Source organism: Microbacterium sp. ZOR0019 (assembly GCF_000800925.1).
GTDB classification, from domain to species: Bacteria; Actinomycetota; Actinomycetes; order Actinomycetales; family Microbacteriaceae; genus Microbacterium; species Microbacterium aurugineum.
The window spans coordinates 1-18,743 of sequence record NZ_JRKC01000012.1; the positions used below are offsets into that span (position 1 = coordinate 1).

Annotated in this window: 17 protein-coding genes; 11 read left to right on the forward strand and 6 right to left on the reverse strand. The window is 68.7% G+C overall.

From position 1 onward, the window contains the following. Positions 1–180: 180 nt before the first annotated feature. From L978_RS03895 to L978_RS03920, 6 genes are read left to right on the forward strand one after another with little or no spacing between them, the layout of a single operon-like run. Positions 181–1,518, forward strand: coding sequence for a purine-cytosine permease family protein (locus tag L978_RS03895; RefSeq protein ID WP_047520504.1), 1,338 nt, complete (start codon positions 181–183; stop codon positions 1,516–1,518). Between the two features lie 41 nt (positions 1,519–1,559). Then, complete coding sequence (locus L978_RS03900) at positions 1,560–3,107, forward strand: hydantoinase/oxoprolinase N-terminal domain-containing protein (protein ID WP_047520505.1); 1,548 nt, start codon at positions 1,560–1,562, stop codon at positions 3,105–3,107. A gap of 1 nt (position 3,108) precedes the next feature. Further along, on the forward strand, positions 3,109–4,209 hold the full coding sequence (locus L978_RS03905; protein ID WP_047520506.1) for a DUF917 domain-containing protein: 1,101 nt from the start codon (positions 3,109–3,111) through the stop codon (positions 4,207–4,209). Further along, a complete protein-coding gene (locus L978_RS03910) occupies positions 4,206–5,324 on the forward strand; it encodes a DUF917 domain-containing protein (RefSeq protein ID WP_047520508.1) in 1,119 nt (372 codons plus the stop codon). Before L978_RS03905 ends, L978_RS03910 begins: the two co-directional genes overlap by 4 nt. A 10-nt stretch (positions 5,325–5,334) precedes the next feature. Beyond that, positions 5,335–6,363, forward strand: coding sequence for an S-methyl thiohydantoin desulfurase domain-containing protein (locus tag L978_RS03915; RefSeq protein ID WP_047520510.1), 1,029 nt, complete (start codon positions 5,335–5,337; stop codon positions 6,361–6,363). Beyond that, positions 6,360–7,874: a PucR family transcriptional regulator gene (locus L978_RS03920; protein WP_047520512.1), complete on the forward strand. Its 1,515-nt coding sequence runs from the start codon at positions 6,360–6,362 to the stop codon at positions 7,872–7,874. Before L978_RS03915 ends, L978_RS03920 begins: the two co-directional genes overlap by 4 nt. 12 nt (positions 7,875–7,886) lie before the next feature. On the opposite strand, the gene L978_RS03925 is transcribed toward L978_RS03920, so the two are convergent. Beyond that, entirely contained in the window at positions 7,887–8,327 is a 441-nt protein-coding gene (locus tag L978_RS03925; protein ID WP_331437061.1) for a VOC family protein, read from the reverse strand. A gap of 92 nt (positions 8,328–8,419) precedes the next feature. Beyond that, on the reverse strand, positions 8,420–9,160 hold the full coding sequence (locus L978_RS03930) for an SDR family oxidoreductase (RefSeq protein WP_047520516.1): 741 nt from the start codon (positions 9,158–9,160) through the stop codon (positions 8,420–8,422). Between the two features lie 120 nt (positions 9,161–9,280). Between L978_RS03930 and sigJ the strand changes: the two genes are divergently transcribed. From sigJ to L978_RS03945, 3 genes are read left to right on the forward strand one after another with little or no spacing between them, the layout of a single operon-like run. Further along, on the forward strand, positions 9,281–10,162 hold the full coding sequence (gene sigJ, locus L978_RS03935; RefSeq protein ID WP_047520518.1) for an RNA polymerase sigma factor SigJ: 882 nt from the start codon (positions 9,281–9,283) through the stop codon (positions 10,160–10,162). 16 nt (positions 10,163–10,178) lie between these two features. Beyond that, positions 10,179–11,528 carry a M20/M25/M40 family metallo-hydrolase gene (locus L978_RS03940; RefSeq protein WP_052193309.1) on the forward strand — a complete coding sequence of 450 codons (1,350 nt, stop codon included), beginning with the start codon at positions 10,179–10,181 and terminating at the stop codon, positions 11,526–11,528. Positions 11,529–11,583: 55 nt separating this feature from the next. Further along, on the forward strand, positions 11,584–13,044 hold the full coding sequence (locus tag L978_RS03945; RefSeq protein ID WP_047520520.1) for an MFS transporter: 1,461 nt from the start codon (positions 11,584–11,586) through the stop codon (positions 13,042–13,044). Positions 13,045–13,046: 2 nt separating this feature from the next. Here the strand turns inward: L978_RS03945 and L978_RS03950 are convergent, their stop codons facing one another. From L978_RS03950 to L978_RS03965, 4 genes are all read right to left on the reverse strand, one after another. Beyond that, positions 13,047–13,871 (reverse strand): acyl-CoA thioester hydrolase/BAAT C-terminal domain-containing protein, encoded by an 825-nt coding sequence (locus L978_RS03950; RefSeq protein WP_052193310.1) that lies wholly within the window; start codon positions 13,869–13,871, stop codon positions 13,047–13,049. After that, the gene (locus L978_RS03955) at positions 13,871–14,128 is read right to left on the reverse strand and encodes a hypothetical protein (RefSeq protein ID WP_231554967.1); all 258 of its coding nucleotides are present in this window, start codon (positions 14,126–14,128) and stop codon (positions 13,871–13,873) included. Before L978_RS03955 ends, L978_RS03950 begins: the two co-directional genes overlap by 1 nt. A gap of 235 nt (positions 14,129–14,363) precedes the next feature. Further along, complete coding sequence (locus L978_RS03960) at positions 14,364–15,533, reverse strand: RtcB family protein (RefSeq protein WP_047520525.1); 1,170 nt, start codon at positions 15,531–15,533, stop codon at positions 14,364–14,366. A 308-nt stretch (positions 15,534–15,841) separates the two neighbouring features. Beyond that, a complete protein-coding gene (locus L978_RS03965) occupies positions 15,842–16,609 on the reverse strand; it encodes a siderophore-interacting protein (RefSeq protein ID WP_047520527.1) in 768 nt (255 codons plus the stop codon). A 100-nt stretch (positions 16,610–16,709) separates the two neighbouring features. On the opposite strand from L978_RS03965, the gene L978_RS03970 reads away from it, so the two are divergent. Together L978_RS03970 and L978_RS03975 are read left to right on the forward strand one after the other, a co-directional pair. After that, positions 16,710–17,705 (forward strand): siderophore ABC transporter substrate-binding protein, encoded by a 996-nt coding sequence (locus tag L978_RS03970; RefSeq protein WP_047520529.1) that lies wholly within the window; start codon positions 16,710–16,712, stop codon positions 17,703–17,705. 48 nt (positions 17,706–17,753) lie between these two features. Then, positions 17,754–18,740, forward strand: a complete 987-nt coding sequence (locus L978_RS03975) for an iron chelate uptake ABC transporter family permease subunit (protein ID WP_052193311.1) — start codon at positions 17,754–17,756, stop codon at positions 18,738–18,740. Positions 18,741–18,743 lie beyond the last annotated feature (3 nt).

The following is an 18,743-nucleotide window of genomic DNA, read 5'->3' on the forward strand; positions in this document are numbered from 1 at the left end:
TCGGCGGGCGGGGGCGTCCACGTGGGGAGGGGTGTGGACGAGACGGACGGGAGACGGAGGGCCACGACGATGTGCGATCTGCACATCGGCGCGTGATGTTCGTGCGATCTGCACATGTAAGCGGTGCGCAGGGCATCGCTACTGTGGCGCACAACCCGTTCCCTCTCCCGAAGGATCCTCATGGCACGCACGGCGCACCCAGACGACTTCGCGCTCTCCCGAGTGACTCCTGAGGCCCGCAAACCCTGGTTCGGAATCGCTGTGCAGCGATTCGGTCAGGTCTCGGCCCTCTCGCAGTTCCTCCTCGGCGCGACCCTCGGCTACAGCATGACTTTCGGCGAGGCCGTCCTCGCCTTCCTCTTCGGCTCGATCATCCTCGAGGTGATCATGTGCGTGGTCGGCTTCATCGGCCAGCGCGAGGGCCTCAACACCGCACTGCTCGCCCGGTGGACCGGCTTCGGGGAGATCGGTGCCTCGCTGGTCGGGCTCGCGATCGGGATCAGCCTCATCGGCTGGTTCGGCATCCAGTCGGCCATCTCGGCACAGTCCCTCGACGCCCTGATGCCCGGTGCGCTGCCGGTCTGGGCGTGGAGCCTCATCTTCGGTCTCGCCGTCACCGCGATCGTCGCCTTCGGCTTCGTCGGCATGCAGTGGCTCGCGAACATCACGGTGCCGCTCTTCCTCATCCTGGTTGGCTGGTCGGTCATCACCGAGCTGAGCCGTCACGACATCGGCGAGCTGCTCACGGGACCGGCACCCGGACCCACGATGAGCGTCTGGGCCGGTACGGGTATCGTCGCGGGTGGTCTCATCGTCGGCGCGATCATCACGGGTGACATGACCCGCTTCAACCGTTCTCGCGCCGACGTCGTCAAGCAGACCGTGCTCGGAGTCTCGCTCGGTGAGTTCGTGATCGGACTCGCCGGTGTCCTGCTGGCACACGCGGCCGCCACCGGTGACATCGTCGCGATCGTGACGTCGTCCGTCGGCTTCATCGGCCTCTTCATCGTGCTCACCGGCACCCTGAAGATCAACGACTGGAACCTGTACTCGTCGACCCTGGGCCTGGTGAACTTCATCTCGACGGCGTTCGGCAAGAACCTGCACCGCGTCACCACGACGATCGTGCTGGGCGTCGTCGGATCCATTCTGGCCGCGGTCGGCATCCTCGGACAGTTCACCGAGTTCCTGATCGTGCTCAGCGTCGCCTTCCCGCCGATCGCCGGCATCATGGTCGCCGAGTACTACGTGGTGCGCCGCTGGCGTCCTGAGCTCGACGCGACCCGTGAGGCGGGCACCCTTCCGGCCACCGCGCCACGCATCGTTCCCGCGACGATCGTCGTGTGGCTGGTGTCCGCGCTCGTCGGCTACTTCGTGACCTGGGGCATCCCGTCGTTGCTCAGTCTCTTCCTCTCGATGGCGCTCTACATCGTGGCGGGCAAGCTCGGCTGGGTCCGCGGTGTCGGAGTCGCGAACACGCGGCAGGCGAGCCCGGTCGAAGAGACAGCCGCGGCCTGAGCCGCCCCGAGTCAGAACCTCCTCACAGGAAAGCGAGAATCATGCACATCGGCATCGACGTCGGCGGCACCAACACCGACGCAGTCCTCATGGACGGCACCCGCACGCTCGCGGGCGTGAAGCACTCGACCACCCCCGATGTCACCCGTGGCATCATCCAGGCGATCGAGGATCTGCGGGCCGGACACGCGTTCGAGGGCGCCGACGTCGACGCCGTCATGATCGGCACGACGCACTTCATCAACGCACTCGTGCAGGCGAGCCGTCTGGCGCCGGTCGCGGCACTCCGCCTCGGACTCCCGGCGACGCGAGCTCTGCCGCCGCTGATCGACTGGCCCGACGTGCTGGTCGAGGCGACGCAGGCCCGCAGCTATCTCGCCCACGGGGGCTACGAGTTCGACGGCCGACCGATCTCACCCCTCGACCCGGACGAGATCCGGGCGCACGCCGAAGACATGAAGTCGCACGGTATCCGCTCGGTCGCGATCTCGTCGGTGTTCAGCCCGGTCAACCACGACCTCGAGGTGCGGGCGGCAGAGATCGTCGCAGAGGTGCTGGGGGCGGATGCCGCCATCTCGCTCTCCCACGAGATCGGACGCATCGGACTGCTGGAGCGCGAGAACGCGACGATCATCAATGCCGCGCTGCGCGAGCTCGCGTCCGAGATCGTCGATGGGCTCACGTCTGCTGTGCGCGCCCAGGGCATCGAGGCGCCGATCTTCCTCAGCCAGAACGACGGCACGCTCATGGACGAGGAGTACGTGCGTCGCTACCCGGTCGCGACGTTCGCCTCCGGTCCGACGAACTCGATGCGCGGAGCAGCCGCGACGAGCGGTCTGGACGACTGCGCCGTGATCGATGTGGGCGGCACCACGGCCGACATCGGGTTGCTGATCAACGGCTTCCCGCGGGAGACCGCGAACGAGGTCAAGGTCGCCGGCATCCGCACCAATTTCCGGATGCCGGACGTCCTCTCGCTCGGCATCGGTGGCGGCAGCATCGTCGATGAGGAGACCGCCGAGGTGGGACCGGCATCCGTCGGGTACAAGCTGACCACGGAAGCGCTGGTGTTCGGTGGATCGACCCTGACCGCCACGGACATCGCGGTCGCGGCCGGCCGCGCCCACGTGGGCGACGCGAGCAAGGTCGCGCACCTCGACCCCGTGTTCGTCGAGCGGGTGCTCGCCCGCATCGCCGAGCGTGTGTCGGAGGCGGTCGACCGCATGCGCACGTCACCCGAGCCCATCGCGGTGGTCGCCGTCGGCGGAGGCTCGATCCTGCTCCCCGACGAGCTGCCGCTGTTCGGCACCGTGCACCGACCTGAGAACTACGCGGTCGCGAACGCCATCGGCGCCTCCATCGCACAGGTCGGCGGTGAGATCGACAAGGTCTACGCGATCGAGCCCGGTCGTCGTGACGAGACACTCTCCGAGGTGCGCGCCGAGGCGGTCGACAAGGCGATCGCGGCGGGTGCCAAGCCCTCGACCGTGTCGATCATCGACTTCGACGAGGTGCCCATCCCGTATCTGCCCGGCAACGCCACGCGCATCCGCGTCAAGGCGGTCGGCGACCTCGACATGGGGGCGTGACATGAGCTGGACGATCACCCCCGCCCACATCGACGGGCTCGCTCGCGGTGCCGCGGTGCTCGGCACGGGAGGCGGAGGGGATCCGTACATCGGTGCCCTCCTCGCGCGTCAGGCCCTGACCTCCGGCGACGTCACGGTCGTCGGACTCGACGAGGTGCCCGACGATGCGCTCGTGCTGTTCGTCGCGATGATGGGCGCGCCGACCGTCATGGTCGAGAAGCTCCCCAGCCTCGCCGAGGTCATCGAACCGGTCAAAGCGCTCAGCGTCCACCTGGGCCGTCCGGTGACCCACATCGCGTGCGCGGAGGTGGGCGGAGTCAACTCCACCATCCCGATCGCCGCCGCGGCCGCACTCGGACTGCCGCTGGTCGATGCCGACGGCATGGGGCGCGCATTCCCGGAGCTGCAGATGGTGCTGCCGACGCTGTACGGCGTGACGGCATCGCCCCTCGCGTTCAGCGACGAGAAGGGCAACACGGGGGTGCTGCAGACGGCCGACAACTCGTGGACCGAACGCATCGCTCGCGTGGCCTGCGTCGAGATGGGCTGCTCGGTCATGATCTCCGGGTTCTCCATGTCCGGCTCGGCGGCGCGCGAGTCGCTCGTCGCGGGTTCGCTGTCCCGCTGCATCGAGATCGGGCAGCGCATCGCGACGGCACGCGAGGAGAAGTCCGATCCGGTCGACGCAGTCGTCCGGCTCCTCGGCGGACGCGAGCTGTTCGATGGGAAGGTCGTCGACGTGCACCGCGCCACCACCACGGGCTTCGCGCGTGGCCGTGCTCGCATCGACGGGGACGCCGACCGCTCGCTGACGCTGCAGTTCCAGAACGAGCACCTGGTCGCCGAAGCCGACGGCACGGTCCTGGCGACCACGCCCGATCTGATCATGGTGCTCGACGGCGAGTCCGGTGAGCCGATCACGACCGAGGGACTGCGTTACGGACAGCGGGTCCGTGTGATCGCGGCTCCGGCCGATGAGCGCTGGCATTCGGACGCCGCCCTCGCGATGGTCGGCCCGGGGTACTTCGGGTACGACATGGCGGCCCACCGCTTCGACGGCAGCATCTCCACCGGAACCGTGTCGGCGGGAGCGACGGCATGAGCTGGCAGCTCACCGCGGCCGACCTTCCCGATCTCGCTCGCGGCGCGACCTTGCTCGGGACCGGTGGGGGCGGCGACCCGTACATCGGCAAGATGCTCGTCGAGCGCGTGCTGGGCGAGGGGAGCATCACGATCCTGGATCCGGACGAACTCGCCGACGATCTGTTCGTGATCCCGACCGCCCAGATGGGTGCGCCCACCGTCATGGTCGAGAAGATCCCGGCCGGCACCGAGCCCACGCTCGCCCTGCGCACCCTCGAGGAGCACCTCGGACGCACGGCGGATGCCACGATGCCGATCGAGTGCGGCGGCATCAACTCGATGATCCCGCTCATCGTCGCGGCCGAGACGGGCTTGCCGGTGGTAGATGCCGACGGCATGGGCAGGGCATTCCCCGAGCTGTCGATGGAGACCTTCGCCGTGTACGGCGTGCACGGATCGCCCCTCGCGCTCGCGGGAGAGCGCGGCGAGAAGGTCGTGATCGACACGGGAGACGACGACCGGCAGATGGAGTGGCTCGCCCGCGGCATCACGATCCGTCTCGGCGGCGTCGGTCACATCGCCGAGTACGCGATGACCGGCGCAGACGTCCGGCGCACCGCCGTCCCGCGCACGATCTCGATGGCCCTCGCGCTGGGCCGCGCCATCCGTCTCGCCCGGGAGGAGCATCGTTCACCGTTCGAGGCGATCGCCTCGACCCTCGCGACGACGCTCTACCCGCACCTTCGGGAACTCTGCGTCGGCAAGGTCATCGACGTCGAGCGGCGCACGACCGAGGGGTTCGCCAAGGGGCGTGCGGTGATCGCACCGCTCGGCGCAGAGGAGGGCGCCACCTTCGAGATCTCGTTCCAGAACGAGAACCTCATCGCCCATCACGGGGAGACGCTCGTGGCCATCGTGCCCGACCTCATCTGCGTGGTCGATCACGAGACGGCCGAGCCCATCACCACCGAGGGACTCCGCTACGGGCAGCGCGTACGGGTGCTCGGCATCTCCACACCCGAGATGATGCGCACCCCCGAGGCGCTCGCCGCCTTCGGACCGTCCGCTTTCGGCCTCGCCGCGGACTTCGTCCCGGTCGAGACTCTGGCCGCGGGTGAGGACGTTTCTCCCTAGGCTGGAGCGCATGATGCTGCAGCGCGACGACCTCACGGCGCTCGCCCGCGGCTATTCGCTCCTCGGATCCGGCGGTGGCGGTTCGACGACCATGCTCGAGCTGATGCTCGCCGGGTCCGACCGGGAGCCGATCGAGATCTCCCCGATCTCCTCGCTGGACCCGCGCACACCCTGCCTGGGCGTCGCCTTCGTCGGCTCGACGATGCTGCTCGGCGAACGCCTTCCCGGCGCTGACCCCTTCGCTCGTCTGCTGGCCGCGGTCGAACGGTGGATCGGTCATCCCGTTCCCGCGGTCTGCTCCCTCGAAGGCGGCGGGATGAACGGGCTCGCTCCGTTGACTCTGGCCGGTTCCCACATCGTGGTGGACGCGGACTGCACCGGCCGTGCCGTTCCGGGGCTGGACCAGATGTCGCTGTTCGTCGACCGCGTTCCTGGACTCGTGTTCGCCTGCGACACCGGCGCCGGAGGGGTCGCCCTCGTCGAGGCGCACCGGGCGATCGACGCCGAGCGGGTCGTGCGCTCCGCGATCATCCAGGCGGGCGGCGTCGGCTGTGCGGTGCTCGGAGGCTTCACGGTCGGCGACCTCCACGAACACGCGATCGGGGGCCATCTGGCGCATGCGCTCGAACTCGGCAGGGCCTACCTCGCATCGGCGGGCGCGCCCCTCCCGCTCCTGGCGGATGCCCTCGGTGGCGAGCTGCTGGCTGAAGGGCGTATCGTCTCGGTCGCCCCGTCGCCGCAGGATCCGCACGTGAACGCCGTCGAGATCAGCGGACTCGGCGGTGCCGTCCACCGTGTGGTGAGCCGATCGGAGACCCTCGCGGTGCTGACCGATGGGCTGCTGGTCGCGTCCGCCCCCACGATCATCGTGGTCGTCGATGCGGTGTCACGCGAGATCCTCGAGGTCACGGAACTGCGTCTGGCGCGGAACGTCGCGGTCTTCTCCATCCCTGCGCCCGCCTGGTGGAATGCGCGGCCCGAGCGTCGCGCGAAAGTGCTGCCCTCCGCCTACGGCCTCGACGATCTGGATGCGGCGTGAGCGCGCGGCTGCCCGTGAGCGCGCTGCTCTCCCACACGGAGAACGGCGGCCTGCAGTGGGTCGCCGGACCGCGCGATGCGGCGTGGGAGGAGGTGGCCGTCGGCGCGAGCGAAGCCGAACTCACCGAGAGGGGCGCCGAGCGGCTCGCGATCATCACCGCATCGGCCCCGACATCGACCTGGCAGCAGGACGCTCTGCTGCGCCGGCTGCGGGACCGGGGGTTCACCGGGCTCGCCGTGTCCGGGGCGGCGGACTTCGATGCGGGCGCGGTCCGCCTCGCGGATCGGATCGGCCTGTGCCTGCTCGACGTCCAGCGCCCCATCCAGCTCGCGAAGGCCTGTTGGATGCTGATCGAGGCGCGCGATGCGCTGACGCTCAGCCAGGTGCGCAAGGTCGCGCAGTCGTTCGAGTACGCCGCCGATGATCTCACCGATCTGCTCGGACACATCGCGGCGAACCTCGGTGTCGGTGCCGCACTGATCGACTCGTCCGGTGTCCTGCAGGAGGCGGGCGCGCATCTCGACGAGCGACTGCATGCGGCCATCGGCTTCGACTCGTGGCTCGACCGGGTGAGCGTCGGCGAGACGGCTGCGGCGTCGGTGCGGGTCGACAGTCCCGGACGCAGCGGCCTGAGGCTCGTGCTCTTCGGACAGGGCCTCGGCGAGGCACAGGTGCAGTCGCTCTCGGTCGCGGCTGAGGTCGCGATGCCCGCCGTCGCGGCCCGCATCCTGATCGACGAGGTGGCCGCCGTGAACGACGTCGCGGTGTCGTCCGGGTTGCTGCGCGACTTCGTGGACCTGCACGGAGCGGCGGATGCCGATGTCCAGCGGCGGATGTACGAGCGGGGCTGGCGCACGAGCGGTCATCATCTCGGTTTCCGGGTGGTGGCGAGAGGGCGGCTCGACTCGTTCTCGCTGCTGCGCTCCGTCAGCGCCGGGCTCAGTGCGATCGACGCGGAGGCGCATGCCACGACAGCGGGTCGAGGACTGAGCGGGTGGCTGACGTTCCCGGACGCCCCCGATCCCGATCGCGTCGAGCGGGCCGTGGCCGCGCTGCGGGAGCTCCACCTGGGTGTCTTGCGAGATTTCACCGTCGCGACCGGCGTCGGATCCTTGCAGGCCGGATCCGAGGGACTCGCCACGACGCTGGACGAGGCGGGGGATGCGGCGCGGATCGCGGCGGCGCGGTCGGCGACCGGCTGGTTCGTACGGGTGGACAGTCTCGGCCTGGAGCAGCTGCTGCTGGCGTGGACGGGGAACGACACGTTCGTGCCCGCCGCGGAATCGCTCCTCGCCCCGCTGCGGGAAAGCGGAGGGGAACTGCTCACCACTCTTTCCGCGTATCTCGATCACGAGTCGGGCATAGCGGCGACGGCGACGGCCCTCGGTCTGCACCGCAACACCATCGCCATGCGGATCCGGCGCGTGCAGGAACTGCTCGGGATCGACATGAACGACCCCGAGGCACGATTGGCGCTGCACCTGGCCTGTCGGGCCGTGCAGCCGCGCTGAGGCCGGGCGGGTTCAGTCCTCCGGATCGCCGTGCAGCATCCAGGGGATGCCGAAGCGGTCGACGAGCATCCCGAAGAGGCCACCCCACGGCGGCGCATCGAGCGGCATCGTGATGGTCGCCCCTTCGGACAGCTTCTCCCAGACCTCGCGGGTGGTGTCCTGAGAGTTGCCGCTCAACGAGACCGAAAAGCCCTGCGGCTTCTCGTACGGCATGCCGTCCGGGGAGTCGGAGCCCATCAGCACGAGTCCGCCCGGTGCATCCAGCTGTGCGTGCATGACGAGGTCCTTCTGGCTCGGATCCTGCACCATGTCGGGGAACTCTCCGAAGGTGTTGATCACGAGCTCCCCGCCGAGCACGCTCCGGTAGAACTCCATCGCCTCGCGGGCTTCGGTGCGGAAGGACAGATACGGATTGAGGTTCGCCATGATCGCTCCGGGGTGAGGTGGATGCATCGACCGCACGCTCAGTCTGCGCCGCCTCCGACCGGATCCGCAAGAGGACTCCTGCGCGCTCCGAGAACCCCGTGCGTCGGTGGAGCAGGTGCTCACCGCGCGGCGAGCCAGTCCGTGAAGGTCTGGCGTCCGAGGTCGGCGTCGGGACCGGGAAGCGCATCGCCGGCACGCATCCCCGCCATCTGCGGCCCGGGGACGTTGAGCGCCGGGATCCACCCTCGATACCCCTCCCGGCGGGCGAACGCCCGGATCATGGTGGAGAGCTGTTCCTCGCGTGGGCCGGCGAGGTCACGCGCCCGGCCCTGCGGCTCCGACGTCGCGAGGGCTGCGAGCCGGGCGCCGACCTCGGAGGCGGCCACGGGTTGGGTGCGGGCGTTCGGGGCGAGGTGCAGCGGCCCCAGCTTCGCCCGCGCGAACATCTGCCCCGCGAACTCGTGGAACTGTGTCGCCCGCAGAATCGTCCAGGGCACCCGTGAGGACGCGATCACCTTCTCCTGCGCGATCTTGCCTGCGTAGTAGTCGTAGGGGATGCGGTCGATACCCACGATCGACAGGAGCACGACGTGTCGGACCCCCGCCTCCTCGGCCGCGGAGACGAGGGTCCCGGTCGCGGCGGTGAAGAACTCGATCGCCGCGGCGGCCTTGAGCGTCTCGATGCTCGTGACGTCGATCACGACGTCGGCACCGTCCAGCGCAGCATCGAGTCCCCGGCCGGTCACCAGGTCCACCCCGTGCGAACGGCTGAGCACCACCGCGTCATGTCCGTCGGCCTCGATCGCGGCCACGGTCGGCCGACCGACCGTCCCGGTTCCTCCTGCGACGGCGATTCTCATGGGTGCTCCTTCTCTCTCGATTTCATCCTTCTCCTCTTTCGACGACGCAGACCACGGGAATGTGAGGCGACAGCCGAAAGACGGCAGCGGCGGGCGCCGAGTCGGGCCAGGATGGAGGCGATGGATGATCTCGAGGTGATCGACGCCGAACGCCGCACCCTGCTCGCTCTCGCCTATCGTCTGCTCGGCACGGTCGCCGATGCGGAAGACGCGGTGCAGGAGACGTATGTGCGGTGGTACCGGATGAGCGTCGAGGAACGTGCACAGATCAGGAACCCCGCTGCGTGGCTGACCCGCGTCGCCGGACGCATCTGCCTGGACGCGCTGGGATCGGCGCGTGCTCGTCGGGAGAGGTACGTCGGCCCCTGGTTGCCGGAGCCCGTTCCGCACGACTCGCTGCTCGCCGCCCGTCCGCACCCGGATCCGTTGGAGCGGATGACGCTCGACGAGTCGGTGGGGATGGCCCTGCTCGTCGTGCTGGAGTCGCTCACTCCTGCCGAGCGGGTCGCGTTCGTGCTGCACGACGTGTTCGGTGTCCCCTTCGCCGAGATCGCGGAGACGGTCGGTCGGAGCCCGGATGCGGTGCGCCAGCTCGCCTCGCAGGGTCGCCGGCGCGTGCGCGAACGCCGGGCGGTCGTGGCGTCGCGGGAACAGCACGATGCCGTGGCGAGAGCCTTCCTCGCCGCTGCGTCGACCGGAGAGCTGGACGGTCTGATCGCACTGCTCGACCCCGACGTCGTGCTCGTCTCCGACGGAGGAGGGAAGAAGTCGGCTGCGCTGCGGCCGGTGGCGGGAGCGGACCGCGTGGCACGCTTCCTGCGGGGGATCGCGCAGCGCCATCCCGAGGCCGAGGTCTCGCTCGTCGCGGCTCCCGACGGGCTCGTGATGCTCGCGACGATCGACGGCCGCGCGGATGCGGTCTTCTCCTTCGTCGTCCGCGAAGACCGCATCACGGAAGTCTTCGCCGTGCGCAATCCCGACAAACTCAGCCAATGGCCGTGAGACCTCACTCGGTACGATGGCGAGCGTGACCACCCCGACCGTGCGCCCCGGCATCGCCGAGCGGCTTTCGCAGATGATCCGAATCCCGACGGTCTCGGCGGAGCTCGATGAGCGCGGACCTGCCCCCTTCGAAGAGTTCGTCGCGCTGATCGCCGAACTGTACCCCTTGACGCACCGGGACTTGCGGCTGGAACGGCACACCGACTTCGGTCTCCTGTTCCACTGGGCGGGCAACGGCGCGGCGGGCCGAGACCCTCTCGTGCTGATGGCGCACTACGACGTCGTCCCCGTCGACGAGAGCGACGCGTGGACGTATCCGCCGTTCGCGGGAACCATCGCCGACGGTTCGGTGTACGGCCGAGGCGCCCTGGACGACAAGGGCCCGCTGCTCGTCGTGCTCGAAGCCGTGGAGAATCTGCTCGCGGACGGCTTCGTCCCGTCCCGCGACGTGTACCTCTCGTTCGGCGGCAACGAGGAGACCTACGGGAAGGCGGCGGAGGAGATCGCACGCGTGCTGCGCGCACGCGGCGTGATGCCGTGGCTCGTCCTCGACGAAGGCGGCGCCGTCGTCGATGCGCCGCTGCCCTTCGTCCCCGGTCGAGCGGCGATGATCGGCGTGGGGGAGAAGGGCGTGATGACCCTCCGGTTGACGGCACGGGGCGAGGGTGGTCATGCGTCCGCACCGCCGTCGCTCACCGCGGTCCGACGCGTCGCGAGAGCCGTCGACCGGCTCGGACCCGCGACCTTCCGACCTCGTGCCTCGAAAGCGATCCTGCGGATGCTGTCGCAACTGGCGACACGCACCCCGGGGCCGGCCCGCCACCTGCTGAGCTTCTTGGGGTCGATGCCGCTGGTGACCGCGCAGGTCTTCGCCGCGCTCGGGGGTGAACCCGCCGCTCTCGTCCGCACGACCGTGGCTCCGACCATGCAGTCGGGCGGCACGGCGGCGAACGTGCTGCCCTCGCAGGCGTCCGCCACCCTCAACCTCCGCATCGCGCTGGGGGAGACCACCCAGCAGACGGTCTTCCGGGTACGGCGGCGCATCCGCGATCCGCTCGTCTCCGTCGAGGTCGTCGAAGCGGGGGAGCCCTCGCCGGAGTCGCCCACCGACAACGCGCAGTTCGCGCTGCTCGCAGCCGCGTTGGACGTCTCTCATCCCGGAGTCCCCGCCGTGCCCTATGTGATGATGGCCGCCACCGACTCCCGGCACTTCCATCGCTTCTCGCCCGCTGTCTACCGCTTCGCGCCCTTGGACATGTCGAATGCCCAGCGGGCGTCGATCCATGGCGTCGACGAGAGCGTCGAGATCGTGGCCCTGGAGCGCGGGGAGCGATTCCATCGGGCACTTCTCGAACGACTAGGGTGATCTCACCCCGCCTCCTGCCGACGCAGGAGCATCCGAACGAGAAGCAGGAGACGCGATGACGCGCACCCGCACACTGGGCACCCTCGCCGTCGTCGTCGGCTTCCTCGCCTTCGTCGAGTTCACGAGCGGTGTGCTGCAGGGGTACTACACGCCCATGCTGACGGACATCGCCCGTCATCTCGGGGTCCATGATGCCGACGTGAACTGGCTCGAGGGCACGCAGCTGATGCTCTCAGCCCTCGTCGTCCCGGCGTTCGCGAAGCTCGGCGACATGGTCGGCCACAAGCGGATGCTGCTGATCTCCACCGCGGTGACCGGCGCGGCCGCCCTGGTGCTGCCGTTCACGGACTCCTTCGGGGTGTTCCTCGCCGCCTGGGCGCTGATGGGGTTCTACGTCGTCTGGCTCCCGCTGGAGATCGCCCTCATCTGGTCACGGTCGCGGCGGATGGAGGGTCGCTCCTCGATCACCGCCAAGGCGGCGGGACTCCTGGTCGCGGCCCTCGAAGGCGGCGCGATCATCGGAGCCCTCGTCGGCGGTGCACTCATCGACGTCCTGCCGCTCACCGTGGTCCTGCTGGTGCCCGCCGTGCTGATCGTGGTGTGCTTCTTCGTGATCCTGCTGGGGGTCAAGGAATCTCCGGAGCCCGCGGGCGGCGTCTTCGACACGATCGGTCTCGTGCTGATCTCGCTCGCACTCGTCTGCTTCACCGGTGGTCTCAGTCTGCTTCGCCTCGAGGGCGGACTGGAGAACCCCTGGTCGTGGGGTGTGGTGGTCCTGGGCGTACTGCTGGTGTTTCCGTTCGTGTTGTGGGAGCTGCGGTGCGAAGACCCCCTCATCGATGTGCGCATGTTCCGCTCGCCCGCGCTCGGCCCGGTGTTCCTGACGGCAGGGCTCTTCGGGGTGAGCGTCCTCGGCGCGCAGGCACCGCTGTCGACGTTCGCGCGCACCGACCCCGCGGTCTACGGCTACGGTCTCGGGACCAGCGGATTCGCGACCTCGCTGATCATCGGCGTCTACCTCGTCGCCATGATCACGGGTGCCCTGCTGTTCCCGTCGTTCGCCCGCTGGATCACCCCACGCCTGACGCTGATGGGGGCATCGGTGCTCGTGGGACTCGGCTTCCTGCTCTTCCTGCCGTTCCACGACACCTACACGCAGGTCATCGCGAACATGGTCGTCGTCGGACTCGGCTCAGGCGCCCTGGTGGCCGCGCTTCCTGCCGCCGCGGCCTCGGCCGCACCGGCGTCGCAGACCGGCGTCGCGACGGGCCTCACGAACTCCGTCAAAACCGTCGGCGGGGCGATCGCCTCGTGTGTGTTCGGCATCGCGCTGCTGCACGGCGTCGCGACCACGGCGGGGGCGACCGAGGGGACCGCGGGTTCGCTCGCCGGCTACTTCACCGTGTGGATCGTGTGCGGCGCCACCGCTCTCGCCGCAGCCGTGATCCTCGTGTTCGTCCCGAAGACCGCGTTCACCGACCGGGCTGCCGATGCGGAGGTCGTCCCGGCACTCTGACGTCACTCGCGCAGATCGAGCGCCCGGGCGATCGCCGTCCACGCATCGGTGCCGAGGGCCGCATCGGCGGACGGCGTGCCGCCCCGACCCATGGTCACACCGCCGTGGACGGCCGTCTCGCCGGGAAGGGTGATGCGGTGTCCGGCCTCGGGGTGGGTGACGACGGTCGTCTCTCTGGCGTGCAACGAGCGGCGACGCTGGATCTCGGCCGCAAATCGGTCGCTCGGCCAGACGCGGTCGTCTCCGCCGGCGACGAGGATGACCGGACCGGTGATGTCCTCGACACGGATCACCGCGCGGCTGGGATCGGGATCGCGAGCGAGGCTGGATTCGTAGAGCGATCGATACTCCCGCGGTTCGGTCGTCGGGGACCACGACGGATCGAACCCCACGGAGGGAAGCGGAGTGCCACGAAGGCTCCAGTGCGACGACCAGTTGCCATCGACGACGCCCGACCAGACGACGGACGACGGCGCGACCGCGATGGTGGCGTCGACCGGGTGCAGCGACGCGGTGACGAGTGCCGCTTCTGCTCCGAACGACGTGCCGAAGATCGCGACGCGATCCGCATCACGGCGGAGCAGATCCAACTGGTCGATGAAGATCTCGATCGGTACCTCGTGCGGAGCGGGGCGCTGGCCCGTGCCGCCGAACCAGCGGATGGCGCGGACCCGGGCCCCGTGCCGCGCGAGCAGGTCGGCCCGCTGAGCCTCCACACGTCCGCTGGATCCGGCGAGGAGCAGGACCGCGGTGCCGCAGGGAGCCTCTGGAAAGGCATCGTGCCGGTCGGCGGGGTCGACCGAGGTGCGGGGAAGCTTCGTCGTCATCACTCGCGATCGAGCCCGAACGTGCGCTTCACGATGGCCTGGACGTCGCGGTCGAGGGCATCGATGCGGGTGTTCACGGTGTCGAATCGGGCATTCATCTCGGTGCGCAGACCGCCGATCTGTCCGTTCATCTCGGTGCGCAGGCCAGCGATCTCGCTGCGGACGATCCGGACGAACAGGGTCGAGACGACCGTGAGGGTGCTGAACATCAGCACGGTGAACGATCCGATCATGGTCCAGATCTGTGCGTCATTCATGAATCCCACTCCGTCATCGTCGCATCGATCCGGCAAGCCTGCCAGAGTGCGGGAGACGAAGATATCGGCTACTCACGAACGGCGAACAACTGGTTTGCATGCCGTTCGGTGGAGGAAAGGTCAGTCCCACCCTGGGGGGTGTGCAGGAACTCGATCCGGATGCCGTCGGCATCTTCGACGGAGGCGAGACGCTGCCACCCGACCGGGCGGTGGGGTTCCCACCGCCCGGTCCTGTTCAGTCGCCCTTCACGTTGACGATCTGCCGCAGCGTGTGCCGGATCGATACGAGGCTCGCGGCATCCGCCATCACCTGGTCGATCGGCTTGTACGCCTGCGGGATCTCATCGATGAAGGCATCCGTGTCGCGGAACTCGATTCCCGTCATCGCTGCCCGCAACTGCTCGTGGGTGAAGGTCCGCCGTGCTGCCGACCGGGAGTACTCCCGCCCGGCACCGTGCGGAGAGGAGTTCAGCGACTGCGGGTCGCCGAGCCCCTCGACCACGTACGAGGCGGTGCCCATCGACCCGGGGATCAGTCCTGGTCGGCCGGCGTCCGCCTGGATGGCACCCTTCCGCGACACCCACACCTGCGTGCCGTAGTGCTTCTCCGACTCCGTGAAGTTGTGGTGGCAGTTGATGCGCTCCTGCTCGTCGACCGCGGTGCCGAGGAATTCCGAGACCTGGCGCATGACGCGGTCCATCATCTCCTCCCGGTTCAGCAGGGCGAAGTGCTGGGCCCACCGCAGTTCCCGGATGTAGCGGGTGAACTCCGCGGTCCCCTCGACCAGGTAGGCCAGGTCGGGGTCGGGGAGGTCGATCCACCACTGCTTCGCCAGCCGCTGGGCGACGCCGATGTGGTGCCCGGCGATCTTGTTGCCGACGCCTCGCGATCCCGAGTGCAGGAACAGCCAGACCCGGTCGAGTTCGTCGACCGACACCTCGATGAAGTGGTTTCCCGAACCGAGCGTCCCCAGCTGCAGCCGCCAGTTCCCGGCGTACTGAGCGGGATCGAAGCCGCTCTTCTCGGCGAGCTGCTCGAGCTCGGCGATGCGCGGTTCGGCGGTGGCCACGACCTTGCGGTTGTAGCGTCCGGCCGACAGGGGGATGGCACGCTCGATCTGCTCCCGGAGTCCTGCGAGGTCATGACCTGCGAGGTCGTTCCCGGTGAACTGGGTGCGAACGGCGATCATGCCGCAGCCGATGTCGACGCCGACGGCCGCGGGGATGATCGCGCCGAGCGTCGGGATCACCGAGCCGACCGTCGCCCCCTTGCCGAGGTGGGCATCCGGCATCAGTGCCAGGTGCGGGTGGATGAACGGCATGCGGGCCGTGGTGTGCGCCTGAGCGAGTGTCTTCTCGTCGATCAGTGACGCCCACGACAGCAGCCGTGCGGAGAGCCTCTCCATGATTCCTTTCCTTGTGGTGGTTTCCGGCCACAGGTCAGGGGTCTTCCACGGAAAACGCCCCGGACCTGACGGTACGGGGCGTTGTGAGAGCGGGTGCTGTCACACGGCGCGTGCCGGAGGGTACGACTCGTAGCGGTCGTTGCGCTTCTGCTGAAGCTGCAACACCGCTGCGATGGGGAGGTTCCGCTGCGCGGTCATCCGTCGACTCCTCGGCTGGTGTGCTGCGCCGAATGGCACAGCCTTGCCACCCTAGGGTGCGACACGCCCGGGAGTCAAGCTGCTGGTCCGGGCTTTCGCCGGGGGAAGGGTCAGTGTGGCGCGTGGTACTCGGCCTCGCCGCGCTTCCAGTACCCCTTCACCACAGCCTTCGCCGTGTCGACGCCCCAGCGTTCGAGTAGCGCCCGGCCCGGCTTGACGATCGACTGCTCCGCGGCGATGAACACGAACGGGTCTTCTCCGACGGCGTCATCGGCGGTCAGAGTCTCGAGGAAGGCGATGAGTGCGGAACCGGAAGGGGCCTCGCCGCGATGCAGCCACTCGATGTCGACGGGTGCGTCGATCTCGAACTCGCGTCCCTGATTCACGGTCTCCACCACGATGCGTGCCGGGGTGCCCGCGGGGATGAGTGCGGCGAAGCGGCGGATGGCGGGGATCGCGGTCTCGTCACCGACCAGCAGCCACGAGCCGGGGTCGCCGGCCAGCACGGCTGATCCGCGCGGACCGCCGACACCGATCATGGATCCGAGTGGTGCCGTCGCCGCCCAGGGTGCCGCGACGCCCTGATCTCCGTGCACCGCGAACTCGACGTCCAGCCAGTCGTCGCCCCACGCGAGAGGGGTGTACTCGCGGCTCGGGGATGCGCGCAGCTCTTCGATGGACTCGGTCGCACCGGAGGGGAAGAAGAGCCTCATGTGGTCGTCGGCGCCCGGCGAATCGAAGCCGGCGAGATCCGAGCCGGTCAGCCGCACGCGGACGAAATCCGGCGCCAGCCATTCCCGCGCACTCAGTGCGACGTGGCGGAAGCGCAGCTCCAGGCCACGACGTTCGATCGAGAATCCGGATTTCGTGTTGCTCATAAAGTAAGGCTAACCTAAAACTATCGAGGGAAGGTTGCCCTAACCTCGCCACCCGGCGCCCGTCGTGTGCGCATCGATCCCGCAGAACAGGAGTCTCTCCATGTCCGTGCCCAGAACCCTCACCGCCACGAGCGTCGCGCTCGTCGGTCTTCTCGCCCTCGCCGGCTGCGCATCCGGCGGTTCGGCGGAAGCGGAGAACAACGAACCCGCAGCCGCGACCGTCACGGTCGAGGACAACACCGGCACGCACGAGATCGCGACACCTCCCACCTCCGTCGTGGCTCTCGACAACCGCACCTTCCAGACGCTGTCCGACTGGGGCGTCGAGCTCTCGGCCGGAGCCGTCGCGCTCATGCCCGAGACCGTGTCGTACGTGAAGGACGACGGCATCGTCGACATCGGACTGCACAGCGAGCCCGACCTCGAGGCCATCGTCGCCGTGGAGCCCGACCTGATCATCAGCGGCCAGCGGTTCACGCAGCACAACACCGCGATCGCCGACCTCGTGCCCGATGCGACGATCGTCGACCTCGAGCCGCGCGAGGGAGAGCCCTTCGACGAGGAGCTCAAGCGCCAGGTCACCGTGCTCGGAGAGATCTTCGGCAAGCAGGACGAGGCCGCGAAGCTCGTCGAGGACTTCGACGCCGCTGCCGAGCGCGCGAAGGCCGCGTACGACGACGCCGACACCGTCATGGCCGTCAACACGTCGGGCGGCGAGATCGGCTACCTCGCCCCGACCGTCGGCCGCTCGCTCGGCCCGATCTACGACCTTCTCGGGCTCACCCCGGCACTTCAGGTCGACGACGCGACCGATGACCACCAGGGCGATGAGATCTCCGTCGAGGCGATCGCCGCGTCGGACCCCGACTGGATCCTCGTGCTCGACCGCGACGCCGTGTTCGCTGCCGAAACCCCGGACTACGTGCAGGCTGCGGAGATCCTCGAGAGCTCCGAGGCCCTCGCCGGCGTCACGGCCGTGAAGGAGAAGCAGCTCGTCTACATGCCCACCGACACGTACCTGAACGAGGGCATCCAGACCTACACGTCGTTCCTCAACGACTTCGCAGACGCCCTCGAGAAGAGCGCGAAGAACTGAGGTACTGCGGCGGCATCCGGATGATCCGGGTGCCGCCGCACGGTCATCATGGTCTCCACCGACATCACCCAGCCGCCCCGCCACGCCGGGCGGCTCCTCGACGTGAAACTGCTCATCGGCGTGCTCGTCGTCGCGGTGCTCCTCGTGATCTCGCTCTTCACGGGCGTCTACGACATCGCCGGGGCGGACGACGGCGCGCAGATGTTCCAGATCACGCGCGTCCCCCGTACGATCGCCCTCGTCCTCGCCGGCGCCGCCATGGCCATGGCGGGCCTCGTGATGCAGCTTCTCACGCAGAACCGCTTCGTCGAGCCCACGACGACCGGGACCACCGAATGGGCGGGGCTCGGGCTGCTGATGGTCATGATCCTCGTGCCGCAGCCGTCGCTCCCGTTGCGGATGGCCGGTGCGATCCTCGCGGCCTTCGTCGGCACGATGGTGTTCTTCGCGTTCCTCCGTCGGGTCGCCCTCAAGTCCTCGCTCATCGTCCCGATCGTCGGCATCATGCTCGGTGCGGTCGTCGGTGCCCTGTCCACCTATCTCGCCCTGGTCACCAACTCGCTGCAGATCATCGGCGTCTGGTTCGCGGGGAGCTTCACCTCGGTGATGCGCGGTCAGTACGAGATGCTCTGGATCGTGGCGGTCATCGGGGTCATCGTCTTCATCGTCGCCGATCGACTGACCATCGCCGGGCTCGGGGAGGAGGTCGCCACGAACGTCGGTGTGAACTACAACCGGATCATCCTGCTCGGCACGGTGCTCATCGCGGTGACCACCGGTGTCGTGACGGTCGTCGTCGGCAATCTTCCTTTCCTGGGGCTCATCGTGCCGAACATCGTCTCGATGGTGCGTGGTGACGATCTGCGCAGCAATCTGCCGTGGGTGTGCCTGCTCGGCATCGCGATCGTCACGGTGTGCGACATCATCGGCCGCACCATCATCATGCCGTTCGAGGTCCCGGTGTCGTTGATCCTCGGGGTCGTCGGCGCGGTGGTGTTCGTGCTCCTCCTGCTGAGGCAGCGTCGACGTGGCTAGCGC

Coding starts and splice junctions, on each gene's coding strand:
- L978_RS03970 (WP_047520529.1), top strand. CDS start 16,710: ATGTCCGTGCCCAGAACCCTCACCGCCACGAGCGTCGCGCTCGTCGGT.
- sigJ (WP_047520518.1), top strand. CDS start 9,281: ATGGATGATCTCGAGGTGATCGACGCCGAACGCCGCACCCTGCTCGCT.
- L978_RS03955 (WP_231554967.1), bottom strand. CDS start 14,128: ATGAATGACGCACAGATCTGGACCATGATCGGATCGTTCACCGTGCTG.
- L978_RS03940 (WP_052193309.1), top strand. CDS start 10,179: ATGGCGAGCGTGACCACCCCGACCGTGCGCCCCGGCATCGCCGAGCGG.
- L978_RS03965 (WP_047520527.1), bottom strand. CDS start 16,609: ATGAGCAACACGAAATCCGGATTCTCGATCGAACGTCGTGGCCTGGAG.
- L978_RS03925 (WP_331437061.1), bottom strand. CDS start 8,327: ATGCATCCACCTCACCCCGGAGCGATCATGGCGAACCTCAATCCGTAT.
- L978_RS03960 (WP_047520525.1), bottom strand. CDS start 15,533: ATGGAGAGGCTCTCCGCACGGCTGCTGTCGTGGGCGTCACTGATCGAC.
- L978_RS03945 (WP_047520520.1), top strand. CDS start 11,584: ATGACGCGCACCCGCACACTGGGCACCCTCGCCGTCGTCGTCGGCTTC.
- L978_RS03910 (WP_047520508.1), top strand. CDS start 4,206: ATGAGCTGGCAGCTCACCGCGGCCGACCTTCCCGATCTCGCTCGCGGC.
- L978_RS03950 (WP_052193310.1), bottom strand. CDS start 13,871: ATGACGACGAAGCTTCCCCGCACCTCGGTCGACCCCGCCGACCGGCAC.
- L978_RS03930 (WP_047520516.1), bottom strand. CDS start 9,160: ATGAGAATCGCCGTCGCAGGAGGAACCGGGACGGTCGGTCGGCCGACC.
- L978_RS03915 (WP_047520510.1), top strand. CDS start 5,335: ATGATGCTGCAGCGCGACGACCTCACGGCGCTCGCCCGCGGCTATTCG.
- L978_RS03905 (WP_047520506.1), top strand. CDS start 3,109: ATGAGCTGGACGATCACCCCCGCCCACATCGACGGGCTCGCTCGCGGT.
- L978_RS03895 (WP_047520504.1), top strand. CDS start 181: ATGGCACGCACGGCGCACCCAGACGACTTCGCGCTCTCCCGAGTGACT.
- L978_RS03975 (WP_052193311.1), top strand. CDS start 17,754: ATGGTCTCCACCGACATCACCCAGCCGCCCCGCCACGCCGGGCGGCTC.
- L978_RS03900 (WP_047520505.1), top strand. CDS start 1,560: ATGCACATCGGCATCGACGTCGGCGGCACCAACACCGACGCAGTCCTC.